Origin of the sequence: Enterobacter sp. AG326, assembly GCF_004362415.1 — a bacterium.
In the GTDB taxonomy this organism is placed as follows: Bacteria; Pseudomonadota; Gammaproteobacteria; order Enterobacterales; family Enterobacteriaceae; genus Enterobacter; species Enterobacter asburiae.
Window position 1 is genome coordinate 1 of the sequence record NZ_SNXG01000016.1, and the last position, 18,107, is coordinate 18,107.

At 48.6% G+C, this 18,107-nt stretch carries 11 protein-coding genes and 6 pseudogenes; 7 read left to right on the forward strand and 10 right to left on the reverse strand.

Annotated elements, in window-relative coordinates; all coding sequences use genetic code 11:
• Positions 1-439: 439 nt before the first annotated feature.
• The 6 genes and pseudogenes from DFO52_RS22645 to DFO52_RS22675 form a co-directional block, all read right to left on the reverse strand.
• A complete protein-coding gene (locus tag DFO52_RS22645; protein WP_133551234.1) occupies positions 440-1,561 on the reverse strand; it encodes an AAA family ATPase in 1,122 nt (373 codons plus the stop codon).
• A 685-nt stretch (positions 1,562-2,246) separates the two neighbouring features.
• Positions 2,247-3,244: pseudogene (locus DFO52_RS22655) on the reverse strand (IS110 family transposase).
• Between the two features lie 131 nt (positions 3,245-3,375).
• Positions 3,376-4,608 (reverse strand): pyridoxal phosphate-dependent aminotransferase, encoded by a 1,233-nt coding sequence (locus DFO52_RS22660; RefSeq protein WP_133551235.1) that lies wholly within the window; start codon positions 4,606-4,608, stop codon positions 3,376-3,378.
• A gap of 15 nt (positions 4,609-4,623) precedes the next feature.
• Positions 4,624-6,312, reverse strand: a complete 1,689-nt coding sequence (locus DFO52_RS22665; protein WP_133551236.1) for a pyridoxal-dependent decarboxylase — start codon at positions 6,310-6,312, stop codon at positions 4,624-4,626.
• Complete coding sequence (locus tag DFO52_RS22670) at positions 6,305-7,261, reverse strand: DMT family transporter (RefSeq protein WP_166642380.1); 957 nt, start codon at positions 7,259-7,261, stop codon at positions 6,305-6,307. Before DFO52_RS22670 ends, DFO52_RS22665 begins: the two co-directional genes overlap by 8 nt.
• A gap of 159 nt (positions 7,262-7,420) precedes the next feature.
• Positions 7,421-8,062, reverse strand: a pseudogene (locus tag DFO52_RS22675) (recombinase family protein).
• 107 nt (positions 8,063-8,169) lie between these two features.
• Between DFO52_RS22675 and DFO52_RS22680 the strand changes: the two are divergent.
• From DFO52_RS22680 to DFO52_RS22700, 5 genes and pseudogenes are all read left to right on the forward strand, one after another.
• Positions 8,170-8,529, forward strand: a pseudogene (locus DFO52_RS22680) (Rpn family recombination-promoting nuclease/putative transposase); the annotation flags it as partial.
• A gap of 81 nt (positions 8,530-8,610) precedes the next feature.
• Positions 8,611-9,477, forward strand: a complete 867-nt coding sequence (locus DFO52_RS22685; protein ID WP_243737956.1) for a transposase zinc-binding domain-containing protein — start codon at positions 8,611-8,613, stop codon at positions 9,475-9,477.
• A gap of 129 nt (positions 9,478-9,606) precedes the next feature.
• Positions 9,607-10,472: pseudogene (locus DFO52_RS22690) on the forward strand (hypothetical protein).
• Positions 10,473-10,482: 10 nt separating this feature from the next.
• Positions 10,483-11,226, forward strand: a complete 744-nt coding sequence (istB, locus tag DFO52_RS22695; protein WP_133551238.1) for an IS21-like element helper ATPase IstB — start codon at positions 10,483-10,485, stop codon at positions 11,224-11,226.
• Between the two features lie 89 nt (positions 11,227-11,315).
• A pseudogene (locus DFO52_RS22700) lies at positions 11,316-11,780 on the forward strand (transposase); the annotation flags it as partial.
• A 262-nt stretch (positions 11,781-12,042) separates the two neighbouring features.
• Here DFO52_RS22700 and afaD read toward each other — a convergent pair.
• Genes afaD through DFO52_RS22715 form a run of 3 tightly spaced genes read right to left on the reverse strand, consistent with a single transcriptional unit; the run spans position 12,043 to position 15,863 of the window.
• On the reverse strand, positions 12,043-12,510 hold the full coding sequence (gene afaD, locus DFO52_RS22705) for an AfaD family invasin (protein ID WP_133551239.1): 468 nt from the start codon (positions 12,508-12,510) through the stop codon (positions 12,043-12,045).
• Entirely contained in the window at positions 12,476-15,034 is a 2,559-nt protein-coding gene (locus DFO52_RS22710) for a fimbria/pilus outer membrane usher protein (RefSeq protein WP_166642382.1), read from the reverse strand. Before DFO52_RS22710 ends, afaD begins: the two co-directional genes overlap by 35 nt.
• Positions 15,006-15,863 carry a fimbria/pilus periplasmic chaperone gene (locus tag DFO52_RS22715; RefSeq protein ID WP_133551241.1) on the reverse strand — a complete coding sequence of 286 codons (858 nt, stop codon included), beginning with the start codon at positions 15,861-15,863 and terminating at the stop codon, positions 15,006-15,008. Before DFO52_RS22715 ends, DFO52_RS22710 begins: the two co-directional genes overlap by 29 nt.
• A gap of 460 nt (positions 15,864-16,323) precedes the next feature.
• Between DFO52_RS22715 and DFO52_RS22720 the strand changes: the two genes are divergently transcribed.
• The gene (locus DFO52_RS22720) at positions 16,324-16,824 is read left to right on the forward strand and encodes a hypothetical protein (RefSeq protein ID WP_133551242.1); all 501 of its coding nucleotides are present in this window, start codon (positions 16,324-16,326) and stop codon (positions 16,822-16,824) included.
• Between the two features lie 551 nt (positions 16,825-17,375).
• Here DFO52_RS22720 and DFO52_RS22725 read toward each other — a convergent pair.
• Positions 17,376-17,582 (reverse strand): annotated as a pseudogene (locus DFO52_RS22725) (Rpn family recombination-promoting nuclease/putative transposase); the annotation flags it as partial.
• Positions 17,583-17,930: 348 nt separating this feature from the next.
• Here DFO52_RS22725 and DFO52_RS22730 point away from each other — a divergent pair.
• Positions 17,931-18,107, forward strand: a 177-nt coding sequence (locus DFO52_RS22730; protein ID WP_133551243.1) for a transposase, incomplete at its 3' end; no start/stop codon positions are given.

Below are 18,107 nucleotides of genomic sequence, written 5' to 3' on the forward strand. Positions count from 1 at the left end.
GGCAGCCTTTTCGCCTGCCGGGAGTCATATTTTTCTGCATATCTGACACTTTGGTTCCCACTACTTATTTGGTGGACACCACTTTGTCGTATGCTTCAGATTATGACCAGACGGTTCACGCTGTACGCTTACTTTTAAGCGCCACTACGGTTTTTATCAAACCGCAAACTAGGTAGTTTGCTGCTGAAGGTGTATGAGGTCCTCGGAAAAAATCGGAGCAGCTTGGCTTCGCGGCGCTGATGAAGGAATTTATGCGCAAAGACCCGTAGAAATGCATTCTGTGCGGCAACCGGATCTGTAAGCCTGCAGGCACTAGGTTGCGACAGAACGGTCGCATCACACATAAACTCCACGGCTTAACGCTTCTTGTCTGCCGTCAGTACTTACCCGACAAAATCAAAACAATGTATGACTTGCAAACGGGGTTCGTTAATTAAAGTTAATCCTCGTCAAATTGCCATTCTCGGCGCATAGGCTCATGCAAGCAGGTCTCACCCTCAATCAGTTGCAAAGGTATATGACGGCACGGGGCATATGCTTCAATGGCCTTTTCCAGCTCAGTACTGTGGGTAGTCACCCAGAGCTGTGAATAACGTGAGGCCTCGGCAATTAGCTGGCCGAGGGCATCGAGCATATCGGGATGTAGGCTGCTTTCCGGCTCGTTCAACACGACCAACGGTGCAGGACGCGGACTGAGAAGTGCCACTGTCAGGCAAAGCAAACGTAAGGTTCCGTCGGAGAGTTCACGGGAATGCAGAGGGCGCCGCAGCCCCTCCCGTGTCATCATTATCTCAAGTCCACCTTGGCTGTTGCTTACATGGAAATGTGCATCGGGAAAGGCACTGGCTAGAATTCTGTGCAGCAATTTGATATCCCCAATCTCCACTATAGTAGCAAAAGCAGCAGCAAGATCTCCACCGTCATGGCTTAGAACCGGGGTTCTTATTGCAGGCTGCGGACTGCGTATTAGAGAGCCGGGTGTTATATCGAAATGGTGATAGAAGCGCCACTGGTTGATAAGGTGACGCAATCTTGAGATCTCTGGATACCGCTCAGGCTCAGCAAGATGCCCGAACACAGACTCATGTGGCAACATACCGGGGGCATAGTTCACTCTGTCACCTTCGATACCAAGCACCTTGACCGCCTGATTGCGCCTCATGAGTAGTAGGTTTGACGGTGAACGTCGTTCCCCCAGCCACGCTTCCTCCTGTTTGATCTCGGGATCGAAAGCGAAATACGAGCTGAAGGGCGGCGTTGGCATACCTATCTGTAGCTCGTAGCCAAACTCTTTGGCCTGCATACCGAGGATGATGCGTTTGGGCGCATCAATATGCTCCCCAGGCCGTAGGCCTCCAGCCCATATGGTTTGGTTGATCCCCCCTTCTGCACATATGGCGTGAGCCAGTTGACCATTAGCGGCACTCGCTAGCAGATGTATAGCGTTGTAAAGATTGCTCTTGCCGCAACCGTTCTTTCCCTTGACCAGATTGATTCTGCCAAGTGGCATAGTTAGCTTACGAACTGAGCGGTAACCACGGATCCATATTTTATTCAGCATGGTGATTTTAACCTGATAGGTTCCATTACTTTTGTGCTGTTAAGCGAGGCTGTTGTTCTGCTCAAGATAGACTGCGATGCTGAAAAAACTCTTTCGCCAGGTGAAGAAGGTGGCGTTTGAAATAGCATCTTTACGTCAGGTTTAACAGGCCGAAACCCAGGCTTCGGCCAGTACTGATGATAAAATCTTATACGGATACCTGCAACGCCTTGGAGCGGTGTTTCGATTTGGCTGCTATGACGATAATTAGCCTCACCGTATAAGGTTACATCTTTGCCAACGTTAACCCATGCACCTAGACCGTTCTTGCCTGAAGTGCATTTGACGTTGTGGTCAAAGCGATTGCTGCGATTGATAGTGACCTCATTGGCGTTAGCAAACTCCTGTACTAGGGGTCAGTTTGGATATCGAAAATTATTGTACTATAAGGACTTCCCCGGCATGTCAACGCCGGTGTTTATGGCTTCTGTCTGCACTACAGTAAAAATAAAGGGGAGAGACTGCGGTACTATAAACGGCCATGATGAATCGTTATCGATTCGGACCCTGATGAAAGACGCGCGTGAGGCTCTCGTTCGGTAAACGGATAAATATATTCTGTACAATAATCAGATATGCCTCACGGGGTCTAACCCTTTATCATCAACGAGTTGCAGTTTAGATGGTTATACTGCTGCTTCGTGCTTTAACTGGCCGAGTACAGACTGAAATCATCGCCGTAATGCAATGATGCCCAGCACAGCCTTGCGTTTTTGGCAGCGATGGCGACAACGGCACGCCAGTATCCTCTTCGCTCAATTAGCGAGCAAACCCAACGACTGAATGAGTCAGCCCTTTTTTCAACACCAATCAGAACCGAACGGGCCCCCTGAACCAGTAGCGTTCGCAGATACGAATCGCCCGCTTTCGTTATCCTGCCAAGCTTTGATTTTCCGCCACTGCTGTACTGCGATGGCGTAAGTCCGAGCCAGGCTGCGAGTTGGCGCCCATTCTTAAAATCATGCGCATTACCGATACTGGCGACCAGCGCACATGCCGTTGTGGGGCCAATCCCTTTCAGCTCCATCAACCTCTGACTGCGGTGATCAGCTTGGCCATATGAGACAGGAGCCGATCGTACTCAGCGATGTTATCTTCAATGCGATTAATGTGTTCCAGCAGATCATCACGCATTGCTGAACCTGAAGCGGCAAGGAGTTCTTCTGTTCAGACACGATGTGGCGCAGGGCATCTGTACTCTGTGGAACGATTATGCCAAATTCAGATATTAAGCCTCTTAAGCGGTTATATGTTGCTGTTTTCTCTTCGATAAAACCCTGCCGGGTACGGTGAAGGCGTTGCATCGCCTGCTGGCTCGGGCACAAACCGCATATGCGGGCGACGGAGGGCTTCACAGATAGCCTGAGCATCAGCTGCATCATTTTTCCCTGATTTACCAGCCATGCGATAAGGAGAAACAAACTTTGCCGCCATCAGACGGGGTTCATGAAACAGTCTTGCCCAGTAATGAGCACCGGAGCATGCTTCCATTCCGATAACACAAGGAGGTAAACCTGCAATCAGCTCAGGAAGTGCAGCACTCGATACTTTGGGTTTAACCAGAACAGTTTTGCCATTTTGGTCAACGCAGTGAACTGCGAACACATTTTTAGCAAGCTCGATACCGACAGTAGTTATGGTCATAACGAATCTCTTTGGGTATGTTTACCCCATGATTGCACAATATTTAATCATGCGCATGTCTAGGTGAAGTCCCTTCCATTCGTTAAGGCTGTTTTTTGTGCTGTTTCGGCGACCAAAGCAGCACAACCATGTTAAACAACAGAGCGAGAACTTAATGCCCGCCATTTGCTTAGCCGATGCAGTGCTTCATCAAGCACTGCATCTGACTGTACCAGTGCAATCCTTACCCGGCCTGCCCCCCCAGGACCAAAACCACTACCAGGGGCAACTAAGATACCCGTAGAATCAAGCAGATTTTCAACAAATCTCAGGTCATCACCTTCTGCAAAATCTTGAGGAAGCGGTGCCCACAGGAAAAAAGTGCCCTGTGATAAAGGTATATTCCAGCCCATAGATGCCGCGCCATTAACAAAACGGCGCATGCGGGCTGCATAGATTGTGCTGTTGCACGCAGCGATAGTTTCCAGTTCATCAAGTATTTCTGCTGCAACGCATTTCAACGGGAGAAACGCGCCAAAATCGGTATTGAATTTTATATTCCGTATCCTGTCTATCAGTTCTGCCGAACCGACTGCAAAACCGATACGCCAGCCTGCAAGACTACATGATTTACTCAAACTGTGAAGTTCCACTACTCGTGAGAGTGCTCCCTGTAATGGCAGGGCTGCGCCACTGAGTACGCCGTTACATGGTGATTTAAACACAATCTCGGCATAGGCCCGATCAATAACAACCCAGAGCTCGTGCTGTTCAGCAAAATCCAGAACCTCCTTAAGTTTCTCAGGAGATAATTCCACGCCTGTGGGATTACCAGGTGAGCAAATAACCAGCATACGTGCGCCCTGTAATTGTTCGGGCCGAATTGAGGCTAACTCCGGCTGACCTGACTGGTCGCAGGAGAATAGCTCCACACGAGCCCCAATCAGCCGGGCACTGCTTTGATAGACTGTATACGACGGGTCCGGCATAAGTACGGCTTCTCCTGGATTCAGACAGGACAGCAGACTGTAGAAAATGCCTTCCTTGGAACCAAGTAAATCGACCACATGTCGTTCAGGATCGAGTAAAAAAGGGGCATCATGAGGCAAGAAACGGCGTTGATAGTAGGCAACAAAACGTTCATATAAATGGCGGGTGATGTCTGAACGGAAATCGCCGTAGCCGTGTAGATCATCCCGTCCAATAAAGTACTGCAGGCGGCTGCGCCAGTGCGAGCTCGGTGCGAGATCGGGATTGCCGATTGACAAATCCAGGAGCGGTTTCCCCATAAAATCAGGCGTCTCCTGACGTGTTCGGTAACGTTCAACCAGTATTTTTAGCAAAGAAAAAGAATCTCGGGGCATAGTGTTAGTCATCTGGATCATGCTGTAAGCCCCTGATTAGCGGATCGGTTGTGCAAACTGGGTTTGACTAAGGATCTTTTGCCCTGTGCGCAGGCGGGTCTGAAAATCGTGGAACTGCCTGGCGATAAGTGACACGGTCTCATCCCACTGGGCATCTTGGTGTTGTCGCATAGGGTAAAGAAGGAAGGCTGTGGTAACTTTGTTCGGATTATTCTCAATACGATATCCCGGCACAATGCTAAATAGTGGCAGGTTGTAGCCTGCGTTCACTCGCTCCCAACATTCCTGCATAAAACTCATAGCAATCTCCTCCCGGGAGGATGACAGTGCAATCACATCAGAATCGAATGGAATATCAAATACGACCTCCCATCCAAGGCTGGAATAGTTAAGCACCTGGAACAGGCCATGACGTTCGAGGGCACTGGTCAGGGAATCACGCGCTTCATGAAGGCGGACAAGATAAGCGGCATATCCGTTACGCCCTAGTTTGCGAAGGTTTATCCAGGCAGACAGAATCCCCTGCGCCGGGCGAGAATTCTCGAAGGTGTAACGGTAGGCCCGGAACTGACCATACTGAAAGTCTTTCTCTGTGTAATGGTAATTGCCGTCACCAAGCTCATCCATAAAACGGCGATCACGCGATACAAAAAAGCTGCTGGCATATGGGCACAGCCCATTCTTATGAAAATCCACACCCAGTGAATCAAAAGCACCTATACCACGCAGACGATAATGAACTTCAGCAACACGAGCTCTGATGCGCGGGCTGGAAATCTGATAAATTGGATCTCCTTTGTTAACATCTTGCAGACTCAGGTACAGCCAGCCGATCACACTGTCCAGATGTAAATAGGGGCGTTCTTTTAAATTGTTTTCCCGTGCGAATGCTTCGGTGATATCAATAATCTCACGGGTATCCTCACAGTTGAAATTAATCGTTGTTCCCCCGCAACATATGATTGCGGCAACCCTGCGTCTGCGAGCATGCTGTTCGTTTAAAGTGGTGCGTAAAGCCTCTGCACACATGCGTCCTTCTTTGTTGGCGGGTACTCGCAGGCAGTTATCGGCTCCCAGTCCAAGCAGACTGGCAGCATGTTCCACACAGTAATGTGCGCCCTCACTGCATAAAATAACAATATCATTCGGCATGCCAGTACGCCTTGAACTTGGAGCAATACGACTCAGCGCTGATTTTATTGCGTACATGATGGTTAATTTCCCACCATTACAGGCGATACCCATTGCATGCTTCCAGCCAGCCCAGCGTCCTATGCGGCGGGCCACCAGTTGTTCTGTCAGCAATGCTTCCCCACCAAAAGCATCCATCAGACTATTAGTATTATATGCTGTAGCCAGCCATGCGCCCGCTGTTGCAGCAATACTTGGTTCCGGCACCATATTGAACAAAGAATTGCGTGACTGTGGACGAATTGCACCACGGAAATACCGGGCTACTTCGTTGTATAATTCAGCCTCACTGGCTGGAGTTTCATCCTGAGCATGTTCAAGCTCATCAAGATATGAGAACGGTTGTATTGGATACTTTGGACCAAGAGTCTCCAGGGCATCAGGAGCAAAGGTCAATTCTGGTAGCATGGATTGACTTGACCTTGCATTCAGTTGAATATGACGATTCAATCCCTGAACGTAATCGATCAGAGTCTGCAGGTGTTCTGATTCTGATGATGTGGGGGATTGCTCAATGAACTGTAACTCACTCATAATGCTTTTCCTTTTGCGTAATGGGAATAATGCTTTGCTCCGAGACAGGCGCAGAATTTTGGTTGCGACGTAATGCCAGCCCAGTTAAACCAAGACAGAACAGAAATATGCCAGCCCATTGTGCGGCAGTAACTGGTACTGCAAGCCAACATCGGGCGAACAGAACTGAAGCTGGTATTTCAATAAGAGCGAATACCGTTGCCAACACAGGACCGCCAGCCGCAATAGCCCGAACATAGAGCACGTCAGCCATCACTGTTGGTACCAGAATTAACGCCACAACTAGTATCCATACAGAAATATCGCTATGTAATGACATGCCCACTGATGCAGAACCTTGTAACGGAGCCAGGAATGCTGCACCAAGACCGAGACTGAAACTCACAATAACCCATGAATCGAGTTGGCCCAGCGAACGCGTAAATACGGGAAATAACCCATAGCAAACCCCGGAAAGTAAACCCCAACCCAGTCCGTGTAGCCACTGTCTGCTAAACATTACAACACCGATTTGTTCTCCCTGACTGTATAAAACGGTCAGCGTCAGCCCCGCCAGACCGAGCAGAACCAACAAAAATGATACAATATCAAGATGTTCCCTATAAAATATTCGATTTATCGCAACAGTGAACAGGGGACCCATGCATAACATAATGATAGCCAGGCTGCTTCCCATCCCGGCCACTGCAGAAGAAAATGATATGCTGCTCAGTGCCTGGCAAACCAGGCCAATAGCAGCCAGCCATCCCCATTGACGAAGGCTAAGTACGTGAATCCGGCCCAGCATAATTGCGATAAGAAAAGTCAGCACAAATGCACCACCCAGGCGCAATATACCAAGTTGCATGATACTCACTCCGTAATTGAGTAAGTAATGAGTTATCAAACCCAGTGTTCCCCACAAAACTCCTGCTGCAAGGGCCAGAGCAATCGCTACAAGTTGTTTCATGTTCCTGCTGTATTGAGAGAACGGTCCCATTGGCGAAGAAAATTGTGGGGTGACTTTTTTACATATCGGATAAAATGCGGATAATGACGTTAGAATTCCGTTTCTTTTCATTAGATACCAACCAGAACAAAAACAGTATAATATACTACCCTATCTGGGTTAAATGTCCCGTTTATTATTATAATAAGCTTGTATCAGGCATATCTGCGATGGGCTGTACCCTGTCGCATCTGCCGTTTCACTGATGCTCAGTTTCTTAACCTGCCGGTAGTACAGGACTTTCTGATGACGTTCCTGATCGGCCTGTTTTCCCCGGTACTTCCCCAGCGTATGGGCCCGCTCAATTCCCTGCTTTTGGCGCTGGCGGCGGCTCAGCCAGTCCTTATGCGACATCGCGGCCATCAGGTCGATAAGCATGTTATTGATGGCGGTTATCAGGGCGCGGGTGATTTGGTCAGCCTGCGAAGGGTCTTTATCTGACAGCGCCTGCCATGATGTGGGCACATCCAGGCTGACAATCCGCAACTCGTGTTGTTCGATCTGCTTTTTCAGCGTCATCCAGTCTCTGTTGCTCAGGCGGGTCAGGCTGTCTATCTGCTCAACCAGTAAAATATCATTGCGGTGACTGTCCATCAGTAAGCGTCCCAGCTCAGGGCGGTCAAGTTTTGTCCCGCAGCTATTTTCCCGGTAATAGCTGGCTATTTTATGTCCCCGCTCCTGAACAAACTGCTACAGCATCCCTTTTGCCCGATCGGCAAACTGATCTTCCGTCGATGCCCTTAAACAAGCTCTGATGAACATTTTTTCACCGCATTATCGCATTTAAGTTCTTGCATTTATTCTATCGCATATAGATTATGTCATTCATCGTGTGCCGTCACGTTTTGGTTATGGCGTCAGGGTGTACCTCCACACGGTGGCTGGATGAATTTGACGATCCGGCGCTCGCTGGCAAACTATACAGCGGCACTTTCCCGCTGGTAGACGTTACGGTCATTACGGATGATGAAATCGCTGGCCATCGCAGCATGGCCGCCCTGACCCTGCTACAGAAACATATTCATCAGCGGGACCTGGCAGAACTGGTTGACCGGCTGGCGCCCATTTTGCTGGCCGGATATCTGTCTTCATCGCAGGTGATATCGCTGGTACACTATATCGTGCAGTCGGGCGAAACAGCTGAAGTCGAGGCCTTTGTACGCGAACTGGCACAGCGTGTGCCGCAACACGGAGACGCACTTATGACCATCGCACAACAGCTCGAACAGTAGCGCCCTTGCAGGGCGAGCGTCACCGCTTCGCCGTTCCGATGGCTTGCATGTCCTGAACCCGGCTTTATACTCTGCGGCATGTATATTCCTCGCCCTGCCAAACTCCTCTTCACCATCGATGACGGCTGGAACAGGTTCCTCGGTTCGAATGGCGACAGCGTCAGCGCATGGGCCCGCCTCTGCGTAGAGCGCATGCTCGCCTGCGGCACCGCCAGCATGGGCGTTCGCCGCTACTGCTGCGCATCGGACGACTGCACACACTCCCGCTTTTTCTGCCAGAGCTGTAAGTCCAGAGCCTGCAGTTCCTGCGGCTTCAAAGCCACCGAGCAGTGGGTGTCGCAGCAGAGCCACATCCTCCCCGACTGCGACTGGCAGCATATCACCTTTACCATGCCCCATCTGCTGTGGCCGTTTTTTAACAACAACTGGCCCCTGCTCAACGCTCTGTTCCGCGCCGCCACCCGCGCCATGCTCCGGTGGTCCCGCAAACAGGGCGTGGAGGTCGGCATCTTCTGCGCCCTGCACACCTACGGCTGCCAGCTCAACCAGCACCCGCACATCCATCTGTCCGTCACCCGCGGCGGGCTGGATATAAAACACGGCGTCTGGCGCGACCTCTTCTTTAAGAAGCAGCCTGTGGAGGAAATCTGGCGCGGGGCGGTCATCCCCCTGCTGCGCCACAGCTATGGTCTGATTAATCCCGGCAGCCTGCCCGAGCTGGGGCATATCCGCGATAAAAAGCAGTGGCAGCGCTACCTGCAGGCGCAGTACGAGCGCCGCTGGAAGGTCCACTTTGCGAAGAAAACGCGCGGCGCCTGGCGGAGTGCATATTCCGACCCAAACCGACCATTGATTCCGATGTCATCCGATCGCACTTTCCGATTTAATTCGACCGCTGATTCCGATTTGTTCCGGCCAAATATGGCCATCCATCGGAATCGGTGATCCTGCCTCCGGAATCCGTGATCGGATTGTCGGAATCGGTGATCCTGTTGTCGGAATCCCGCGCTTTTCACTTTTAAAACAATGGACAACACTTTCTCCTGATAACGCATCTTCCGGAGGAGTGTCCCCATGGCAAGACTGAGAACGCGGATGAGTAAAATTAAAGAAGCGTTGCGCCTTAAATTTGACTGCCACCTGGCCAACAGAAGTATCTCGGCCTGCCTGAATATAGGCTGCAGCACTATCTCTGACGTAGTGACCCGCTTCAGAGGCAGTCAGCTGGCATGGCCTCTGCCGGAAGACATGGCCGCGTTGAATCTGGCTATCAGTGAGCTGCTGCAGGATCTGAATGAGCGCCCGTTCCGTCGGTTACCGGGTTGCTGGAAAAGCCAGTTCGAACAACTGGATAAACCTGCGCTGAAAGCGCTGCCGCCATACCCCTATGAATACGTTGATATCCGCAGGGCAAAAGTTGGCCCGGACTACCATGTGCTGTACGGAAAACATGCATACTCCGTGCCTCACGCGCTGGTTGGCAGCCATATCGACATCGAAGCCGGTGCCCGGCTCGTGCGCCTCTATCACAAGGGAATACTGGTCGCCCAGCATCCACGGGCCCAGCAACAAGGGGGCTTCACCACGCAGACAGACCATATGCCGGAGTCTCACCGCCAGCAGCGGTGGAGCCCGGACAGGTTCTGTCATGGGGTGAGAGTATCGGCAGCGCTAACCGGGCAGTGGTGGTCTGGCATCTGTATCACCGCTCCCACCCTGAGCAGGCTTACCGGACCTGCCTGGGGCTGCTCAATCTCAGCCGGGAATATGGAGAAGCCCGGCTGGAAAATGCCTGTCAACAGGCACTGTTACTGGAACGCCCCTGGCGGCAGGTGATCCTGAATCTGCTGAGAAACCACCGGGACCGGCAGCAGGATGATACGCCGGATGACACACCTGTAGAGCACAGCAACGTACGCGGTGCCGGGTACTACCACTGAGGAAAAAAAGATGCAAAACAACCTGCTGGAACAGATACGCGCCCTGCGGCTGGGGCACATGAGTAACGCACTGGAACTGCAATGGTCACAACCGATGACCTATACCTCACTGAGCTTCGAAGAGCGCCTCAGCCTTCTTCTGGAGCACGAACTGCTGCAGCGTGAGGTCTCAAAGGTCAACCGACTGCGGAGGCAGTCGAAACTGAGACTGGACGCGCAGCCGTCACAACTGGACTATCGCCCGGAAAGAGGGTTGAACAGGCAGTTGCTCTCACAACTGATGACGGGGGCATATGTACACCGTCACGAAAATATCCTGATCACAGGCCCAACAGGATGCGGGAAAACGTATGTAGCCTGTGCCCTGGGGGAGCAGGCATGCCAACAGCATATCCAGGTGGCGTATCACCGGTTAACGCGACTGCTGGATGATCTGAACATAGGTCATGCTGACGGCAGTTACCAGAAACAGTTGTTACAGCTATCCAAAAAGGAGTTGCTCATCCTTGATGACTGGGGCCTTGGAAAGCTGAATACGCGACAGGCATCAGACCTGCTGGAGGTGATGGAGGACCGTTATCAGCGAGGAAGCACCATCATCATCAGCCAGTTGCCGGTAAACGAATGGTACAAACTGGTGAGTAACCCGACGGTTGCAGATGCGCTGATGGACAGGCTTCTGCATAACAGTCACCGGGTTGAGCTCAAAGGAGAATCCATGCGAAAACTGGCGCAAACCGATCAGACGAGTTAAAAACTAGAGTAAGAAATAACCAGCGCGAGAAGCGTGGTCGGAATCGCCGGAATCACTGACCGAAATCATCGGAATACGCACGGAGCGTAAAATACCTTGGCCGGTACCTGAAGCGACCGCCGGTGTCGGCGGCAAAGTTCAGGCACTACAGCGGCGGCGCCGTGGTGCACCACTATTACGACCACCGGACGCAGCAGCACCGGAAACAGACGCTGACTCAGGAAGAGATGATCGGGCACTGCATCAGCCACGTGCCGGAAAAGCATTTTAAAATGGTGCGCTACTACGGCTGTTTGTCTAACAGGAAACGGGGCGAGCTGCTGCCGAAAGTGTACGAAGCCCTGCAGATGGAGGCGAGGAAAAAGCCGGAGCAGCCGGGCTTCGCCGCGCTGATGAAGGAATTTCTGCGCACAGATCCCTACAAATGCATTCTGTGCGGCAACCTGCTGCGCTTCAGCGGCGCAGAGGCCGGCAGGTACGCCACCGAACTGGTGGCAGAAAGGCTGCACGGCATCGAGAGGAAACGATGGCTTCTGGCGCAGACTGCAGGATAAGTGTGCCTTAAAAACGGTTTTCAGGTTAAAAACTCACCGAAAACCGCATTTTATCGCCATTAGCGTCACTAGCACCCGCCATCACTGTGCCCCAAAAGACTATGTTCATGGTCAGGATATTGTTAAAACGCTTTTCCAGTCTCCTAACCATCAAGTCCGAAGGCCTTCGAACAGGCCTCATCGTGAGGACAGAATTTGTCTACGGGCGTGGGGTCAGTCCACACAATCTTACTGAGCCTGAGTATGTACATATGCTTTATGACTATGAACAATCACCTAAAATTAAAAAGTCATAGGTGCCAGGAGTCAGCGTCTGGTTTCCGTCGGCAATCAGTGAAAAAAAAGCGTTGTGAGCAGTACTAACTTTAACAAAGCCTGATTCGTCAGTATATTTTTCCCATCCTCTCCCTCCGAACCTTACTTTTATTTTTCCCCGGTTATTTTGTATTTCGTAATACTTCCTGTTTTCTGATTGCTGTACGGTGTGAAGCCTGAGCCTGAAAGCACTGTGCTCCTGTAAGCAGGTTATTCTTCCTGTAAACAACGTTTCACCATCACGAACCTCGCTTTTAATGTAAGGTTTACCCTGCGTGGAGATAGTCGCAGGGGAGGCCAGCGCCGCGCAGGGTATCATTAAAACACAAAACACAAACATGGCGTTGTACAAAGTTTTCACTTTCGAGCGGTGCTTATTTTTAGCCGCACACGGCGTGTAGGTTTTCAATCTCATTAGTTTCTTTTTTCTTAGTCGATGATAAGTAGTTAATGGTGCATTGCTGAGATGAGTCTCGCCCCCAGCGAACACTGAGCACCCCACGTGGTTCCTGAACCGTCATAAAGACTTCGCTGTCTTCGTTAACAATCGCCATCTCTGTTGACTGTTTTGCGCCTGAATCAGTCACCACCGCACCGAAAGGCACTTTTTTCCCATCAGCAAGAGTGATATGTATCAATATTCTGTTACCGGTTTTGACACTGAAACGCGCGATAGTGACAGCGCCAGCCGTAGGAACTACATGAATGTCCGTCTGTTTAATATCTGCATCTACCGGTAATGTTCCCGGATCGATTGATATATTGTTTTTTTGGTAGGGTGTTATGTACGGGACTGTAGTATAGCCACGAAAATCAGTGCGTACTCCAGGAGGCCCGCTGACCGCCACACCTGAAACATCTGGGACGTTGACTAGAGCGTTGGTGGTTCCCAGCTGCTGTCCTGCAGTGATGCCGCCATCATGAATAATTATCCCTCCCGATACGCCACCATTTATTGTGCTAAAACTCGGAGCATAACTGTAGCCAGTACTGATTTCGCCATACCTGCCCAGCCATCCAAGGTTAAGCGTTCCGGCGTGATCCAGTGACGGCGCATTTGAAACACTCTCAGTGACAGCCCATGTTAGCTTCTTGTCAAAACCATTCCCATTCATCCCGACCCTGTGGACGTGTTTTTGTTGTTCGCCCAGCTGAGAGCTGTAAGTCATTGATGTGTTAGTGCTGAGCGGAACGCTTAACCATATGTTGAATAACTGCTCGTCCGTTTTTCCATTTTTTGAATTACCGCTGATAAGCGTATTTTTTGCCCAGCTCAGGTTCCAGTTGAGATAACTATATGCAGCAGACCATGAAAGAGAATATGAGTTTTGCACCGCTCCGCTATTGCGATACTCGCTCCTGATGCCTGAAGCATTTATCCTGCCTGCACGTCCTAAAGACTGACTCAGGGTGACCGACGAAAAGGCCGACATTTTTTTTGATGGCAATAATGTGTTTAACTCGTTGCCCACAGAGCCGTCTAATGCTTCCGACATCCTTATAAAACCTGATGGCGAATATCTTGATGTACTTACAGAAACACCAGTATTCGTTGTGATGAAGTCTTTACTGTATCTCAGACGGAGCATGTCTCCTGATTGTTTTCCATCGACAGCATTGTTCCAGCGTGCATGCGTGTCATCTACGGAAACAGCACCGAGATTGCCAAGACTTAATCCCAGTCCACCTGAAACCGCCGAATAGGAACTAGAAAATTGCGTGCCGCTGTATGCCGTTATTCCCCATGGAAGGCCATAAAACAGAGAAAGCTGTGTCAATAATGGTTTATCGGTATCCGGTGCAGTTGAGCGGTATTCGCCTGTTGCGACGCTGTATTTTACTTGGCCTTCTCTCAATGCGATGGCGGGTGTACTAAACGGCACCGTGAAGACCTGAGTGCTGCCATCCGATTCTGCAACGGTAACATTCAGGTCTCCACTGCTCCCTGCGCCTGATAAATCATTGATTTCAAATGGCCCGGGCGCTACATTTTTACTGTAAATTAAATAGCCATTCTGGCGTATTTCAACACGAGCTTGGGTCCGTGCAACACCTCTGACAACAGGGGCAAATGACCTCTCAACATACGGTATCATGTCATCATCAGACTCGATTTTAAGCCCTGTCAATCCGACGCCATCGAGCAGATCTGATGACGTGGTGGTTTGACCCACCGTTAGCCTACTTTTAAGCTCATTGACAGCTTTCTCGATATAGGTATATGCACTTTCCCACTTACCTGAATCGGTTGACGACTTCTGCCAGGTTGAAGAGTTTCTTAACCGCCACGCTCCAAGATTGAGGCCCGGTTCAAGCTGGACAGAGGTTGATGTATCGCTCTCGCCAGTAGCTTTCTGGCTCACTTTACTGCTATTTATTCTGTAATTTAATAAAACAGCAGGAATGCCGTCATCCCACGTTGATTCATGCTCTATTCCGCTACGGGTTTCCTGTAAGGCGACCTGAGGTATACTAATTAATAGACTTTGAGCACCAAAATCCAATCTGTCTGATGCATACGGTATAGCACTTAAGTTCGCACATCCACTTTCCTTTGTTTTGTCAGCGAAGAGTGAAGGATAGTCGTCTACTTTTACTCCATAGCCCAATAGCATATCTTTAGTCAGACACGTGGTTAATGATGTGACGCCTTTTGCATCCTTGGTTTTTTTGAAGAGCATATTCCGCGAGTCGACTTTGTCGCCATTCAAAAGAATGTCAACAGGATATACGCCTGGCTGTTGTCCCCCCTCATTAAATACTGATAGGTCAACGTCAGTGCCCAGCATTACATTATCAAATTTGTACTCTGCCATTAATGTCGAAGGGAAAAAGAACGACAAAAAAGCAGGCAATAAAATTACCCGCTTTTTCTTGGTGCGCGCTGAATTAACATAAGTTCTGAGTAAATTAACGGGCATATTTTTCAAATGGAGCACTGACACCACCATAATCGTCAACAACTGTCCAACTTACTTTACCAGAGCGTGCACTTGCGTTAACAAACGTATGCGATGAAAAAGGAAGTACATATGTAGTTTCTTCTAACGGCTTTCCTGCAAACGATAGTGAACTGATGTTAACCACAAAAGGAGATGTGTTTTTTGCTGTTAATTTTCCGTTTTGTACGCTCCATTCAAGCGCTTCTCGTGTTTTTTTTGCCTTATTTATTAGGCTTTCAGGGCGAACAATTAGCTTAATGCAGTTGTTAATAGATATCTGAACATCCAGCATAATGTCTGAGGCTTTATTTTTGCTTTCATCAGCCCATGCGTCTGAGCTTTGAGGTGGGATGCCTTTCACACAAAGCCAGCGTAAAGACTCGCGGTCATTAGGAAAGTCGCCTCCCGTCCTGATTATTCTTATGCGCGTTTTTTGTCCGCCTTCCAAACGGAAGAGCGGGGGGGTGGCTGAAAAAGCTGCTTTTTTTACCATATCAGCCTCAAATGTAGTAGACTGAACTAAAATGGGGTACTCCTGATGATTGGTAACACTGATATCTGTACTCGAAGAGGATAGGTTATATATGATCCGTGTGGCACCAAGCTCAACTGTAAATGGCTTTTCAGCTGTGGTTACTTTCTGGTTAAGGGTTTCTGAGGCAGATTTTGATGCCACTACGCTGCACAGCAGGCTCAGGAGAACGGTTTTTTTATATAGTTTCACTTCTATACTTCCTTTTTCATCTAATTTAATCTGGATTTTATTTTCACTAAAAAGGGGGGGCAGGGTCAAATAATATAATGTAACATCATCATTTATTATCATTTATTATCATTTGTTTTTTGCTGGTATTCCCGTCAGCGGGAAGCGGCGACAGTGGGTTGCCGCCAGCCCCAAAATCTGGGGCGTTATCATCATAAATCATTATTGCACATACCATTTTTTCTTTACGCCCTGTTCAGGGTGGCAATTAGAATTGGCGACGCCACGCTTATTGTTGTTATTAAGGGTGCACCACCATGAATAATGGCTGGGGCGGCGCGAGCATTGTGTTATTGACTTTTGCTGTTGATTTATAGCCGGTACAAGGAAAGCCGGTAGCGCTTCTCTGGTGAATTAACAGCAGTAATAAACCCGATTTTGATAATTTTTGATAATTTTTTTTTTATTACTTGAGTTTTCTTTTCTCTCGTGTAGATTTCCAACAAAGACCTACTGTACCATGATCAATAGTAATCTCCTTTTGGCAAATTCGTTTGTGTTTATTACTTATAGGTGTTTTCCAATGAAAAAATTAAAGATCGCTGCTATTTCCTCTTTGATGGTATCATTTTCAACTTTGGCAGCAGGAGATTCAGTTATATCTAATTTCTCCATTGATGTCGTTGAGCCCGCTCGTGTGACTCACACCCTTACTCCCACAGGGACACTTTTCACTACTAATATGCCAACTGGCACCATCCTTTCTCGGGGCGTAGTAGTAGCAGAAGGTGGTCTCCCAAACATTATACGAGGCGTCGCTTGGAACGGTGCGTCGGAAACTGAAAATAAGGGCTTGTGCGCGTCCTTTCGTGGAAAAAACAATAAAAATAACGAAATTGGTGTTTGCTTTGCAGATGAGAAAGGCAACAGACCATCTCTTGGAAATCTGAGTAATGGAGTATATTTACTAGGCATCGCTGAACAGTCTAATCCTAAGAAGTACACTGTTGTCAGTGATCAAAACTCTGGTCTTAAGCCTGATAACTACACTATATCTATCTCTACCACAGTTTTTTCTTCTTAATAACGGTGTAATTAAGACTAATAAATGGTAAGGATAAAATATCTTTACCATCTTCCCTATAGGGAATTTAAACTATTTCTGCGTCGAAAAAAAAGTATTTGAATTTTAATTGACCTTTAAAAAAGATTTGGACGTGTTTGATAGCAAAATGCTTTTCAATTTCATTTTTTATAAGAAAGGCTTTGCGATAACCTAAAATTACCAAAAGTAGCCTGGCAATCCCTTCAATGTGCATATCTTTTCATCAAAAAAGACACCCTCTACCAAAAGCATTAAGTATTTTCATCACGCGTCGATCTGATGTTCTTATTATTGAATCAACACCGTCCCTCTCCACGGCAGCTTTGGATCTTAATAATGACAGTTTAATAGTCATTTCGTTATTTTTCGTTCCGCTAACGGTCGAAGTTTTTATAACACTTACAGATGTTCTCATTAATTTTCAAATGGCGTAAAGTTGACCCTTTTTTATATAAAGAGGGACCTGGAAATTTGTCCAAGAAAATAATTAAATACCCTAAACTTTTGGTGTCATACCTGTCACATGCTTTAGTTTTCAGGCTATAGAGGACGTCGCTGAAATACTGGCGGAGATCATCCTCAACGAAAGAGCCGGATTCCAGCTTCAGCGTGCTGAGATCGCCGATGGCACACAGTTCTGCCGGCAGATGTAGCTCCATAAAATCCCGGGCAACATCCGGTTGAGTCACAAACTCCCTGAACGTGGCATCGTGGGGGGGACTGTTTTTCTTCTTCATCAGCCCTAGCTCTGAAAAATTACCCAGATGTGTTATCACTACTGGGCGCACGCTGCTCCATGAAGACACATCCATTATCGCCAGTATCAAAATCGCTCAGAAAAGGCCGATCACCACAACATTAAACAGAGTGATTTTTAGCCTTTCGAGTGAACAAGAAATTTCTTCTTTTTCTTTCCTGTTTGCCTGCGCTATGAGCCAGCGTGTGTATGCATCATTTTTTTAGTGGATGACATAAGTTCTTTCTTCCTTGCCGGGAATGTCAGCGTTCTGTATTGTAGTGGTTTACTGAATTTGGCCACCTGAACAGAGGTGATATCCTCACCTCAGAACATTACAGGTGCCTCAATGAAGAAAAGAAATTTCAGTGCAGAGTTTAAACGCGAATCAGCCCAACTTGTTGTTGATCAAAACTACACTTTTGCTGATGCGGCCAGTGCTATGGATGTGGAGCTCTCCACAATGACACGATGGGTAAAACAGCTGCGTGATGAACGCCGAAAAGCCTCCCCAATAACCCCGGAA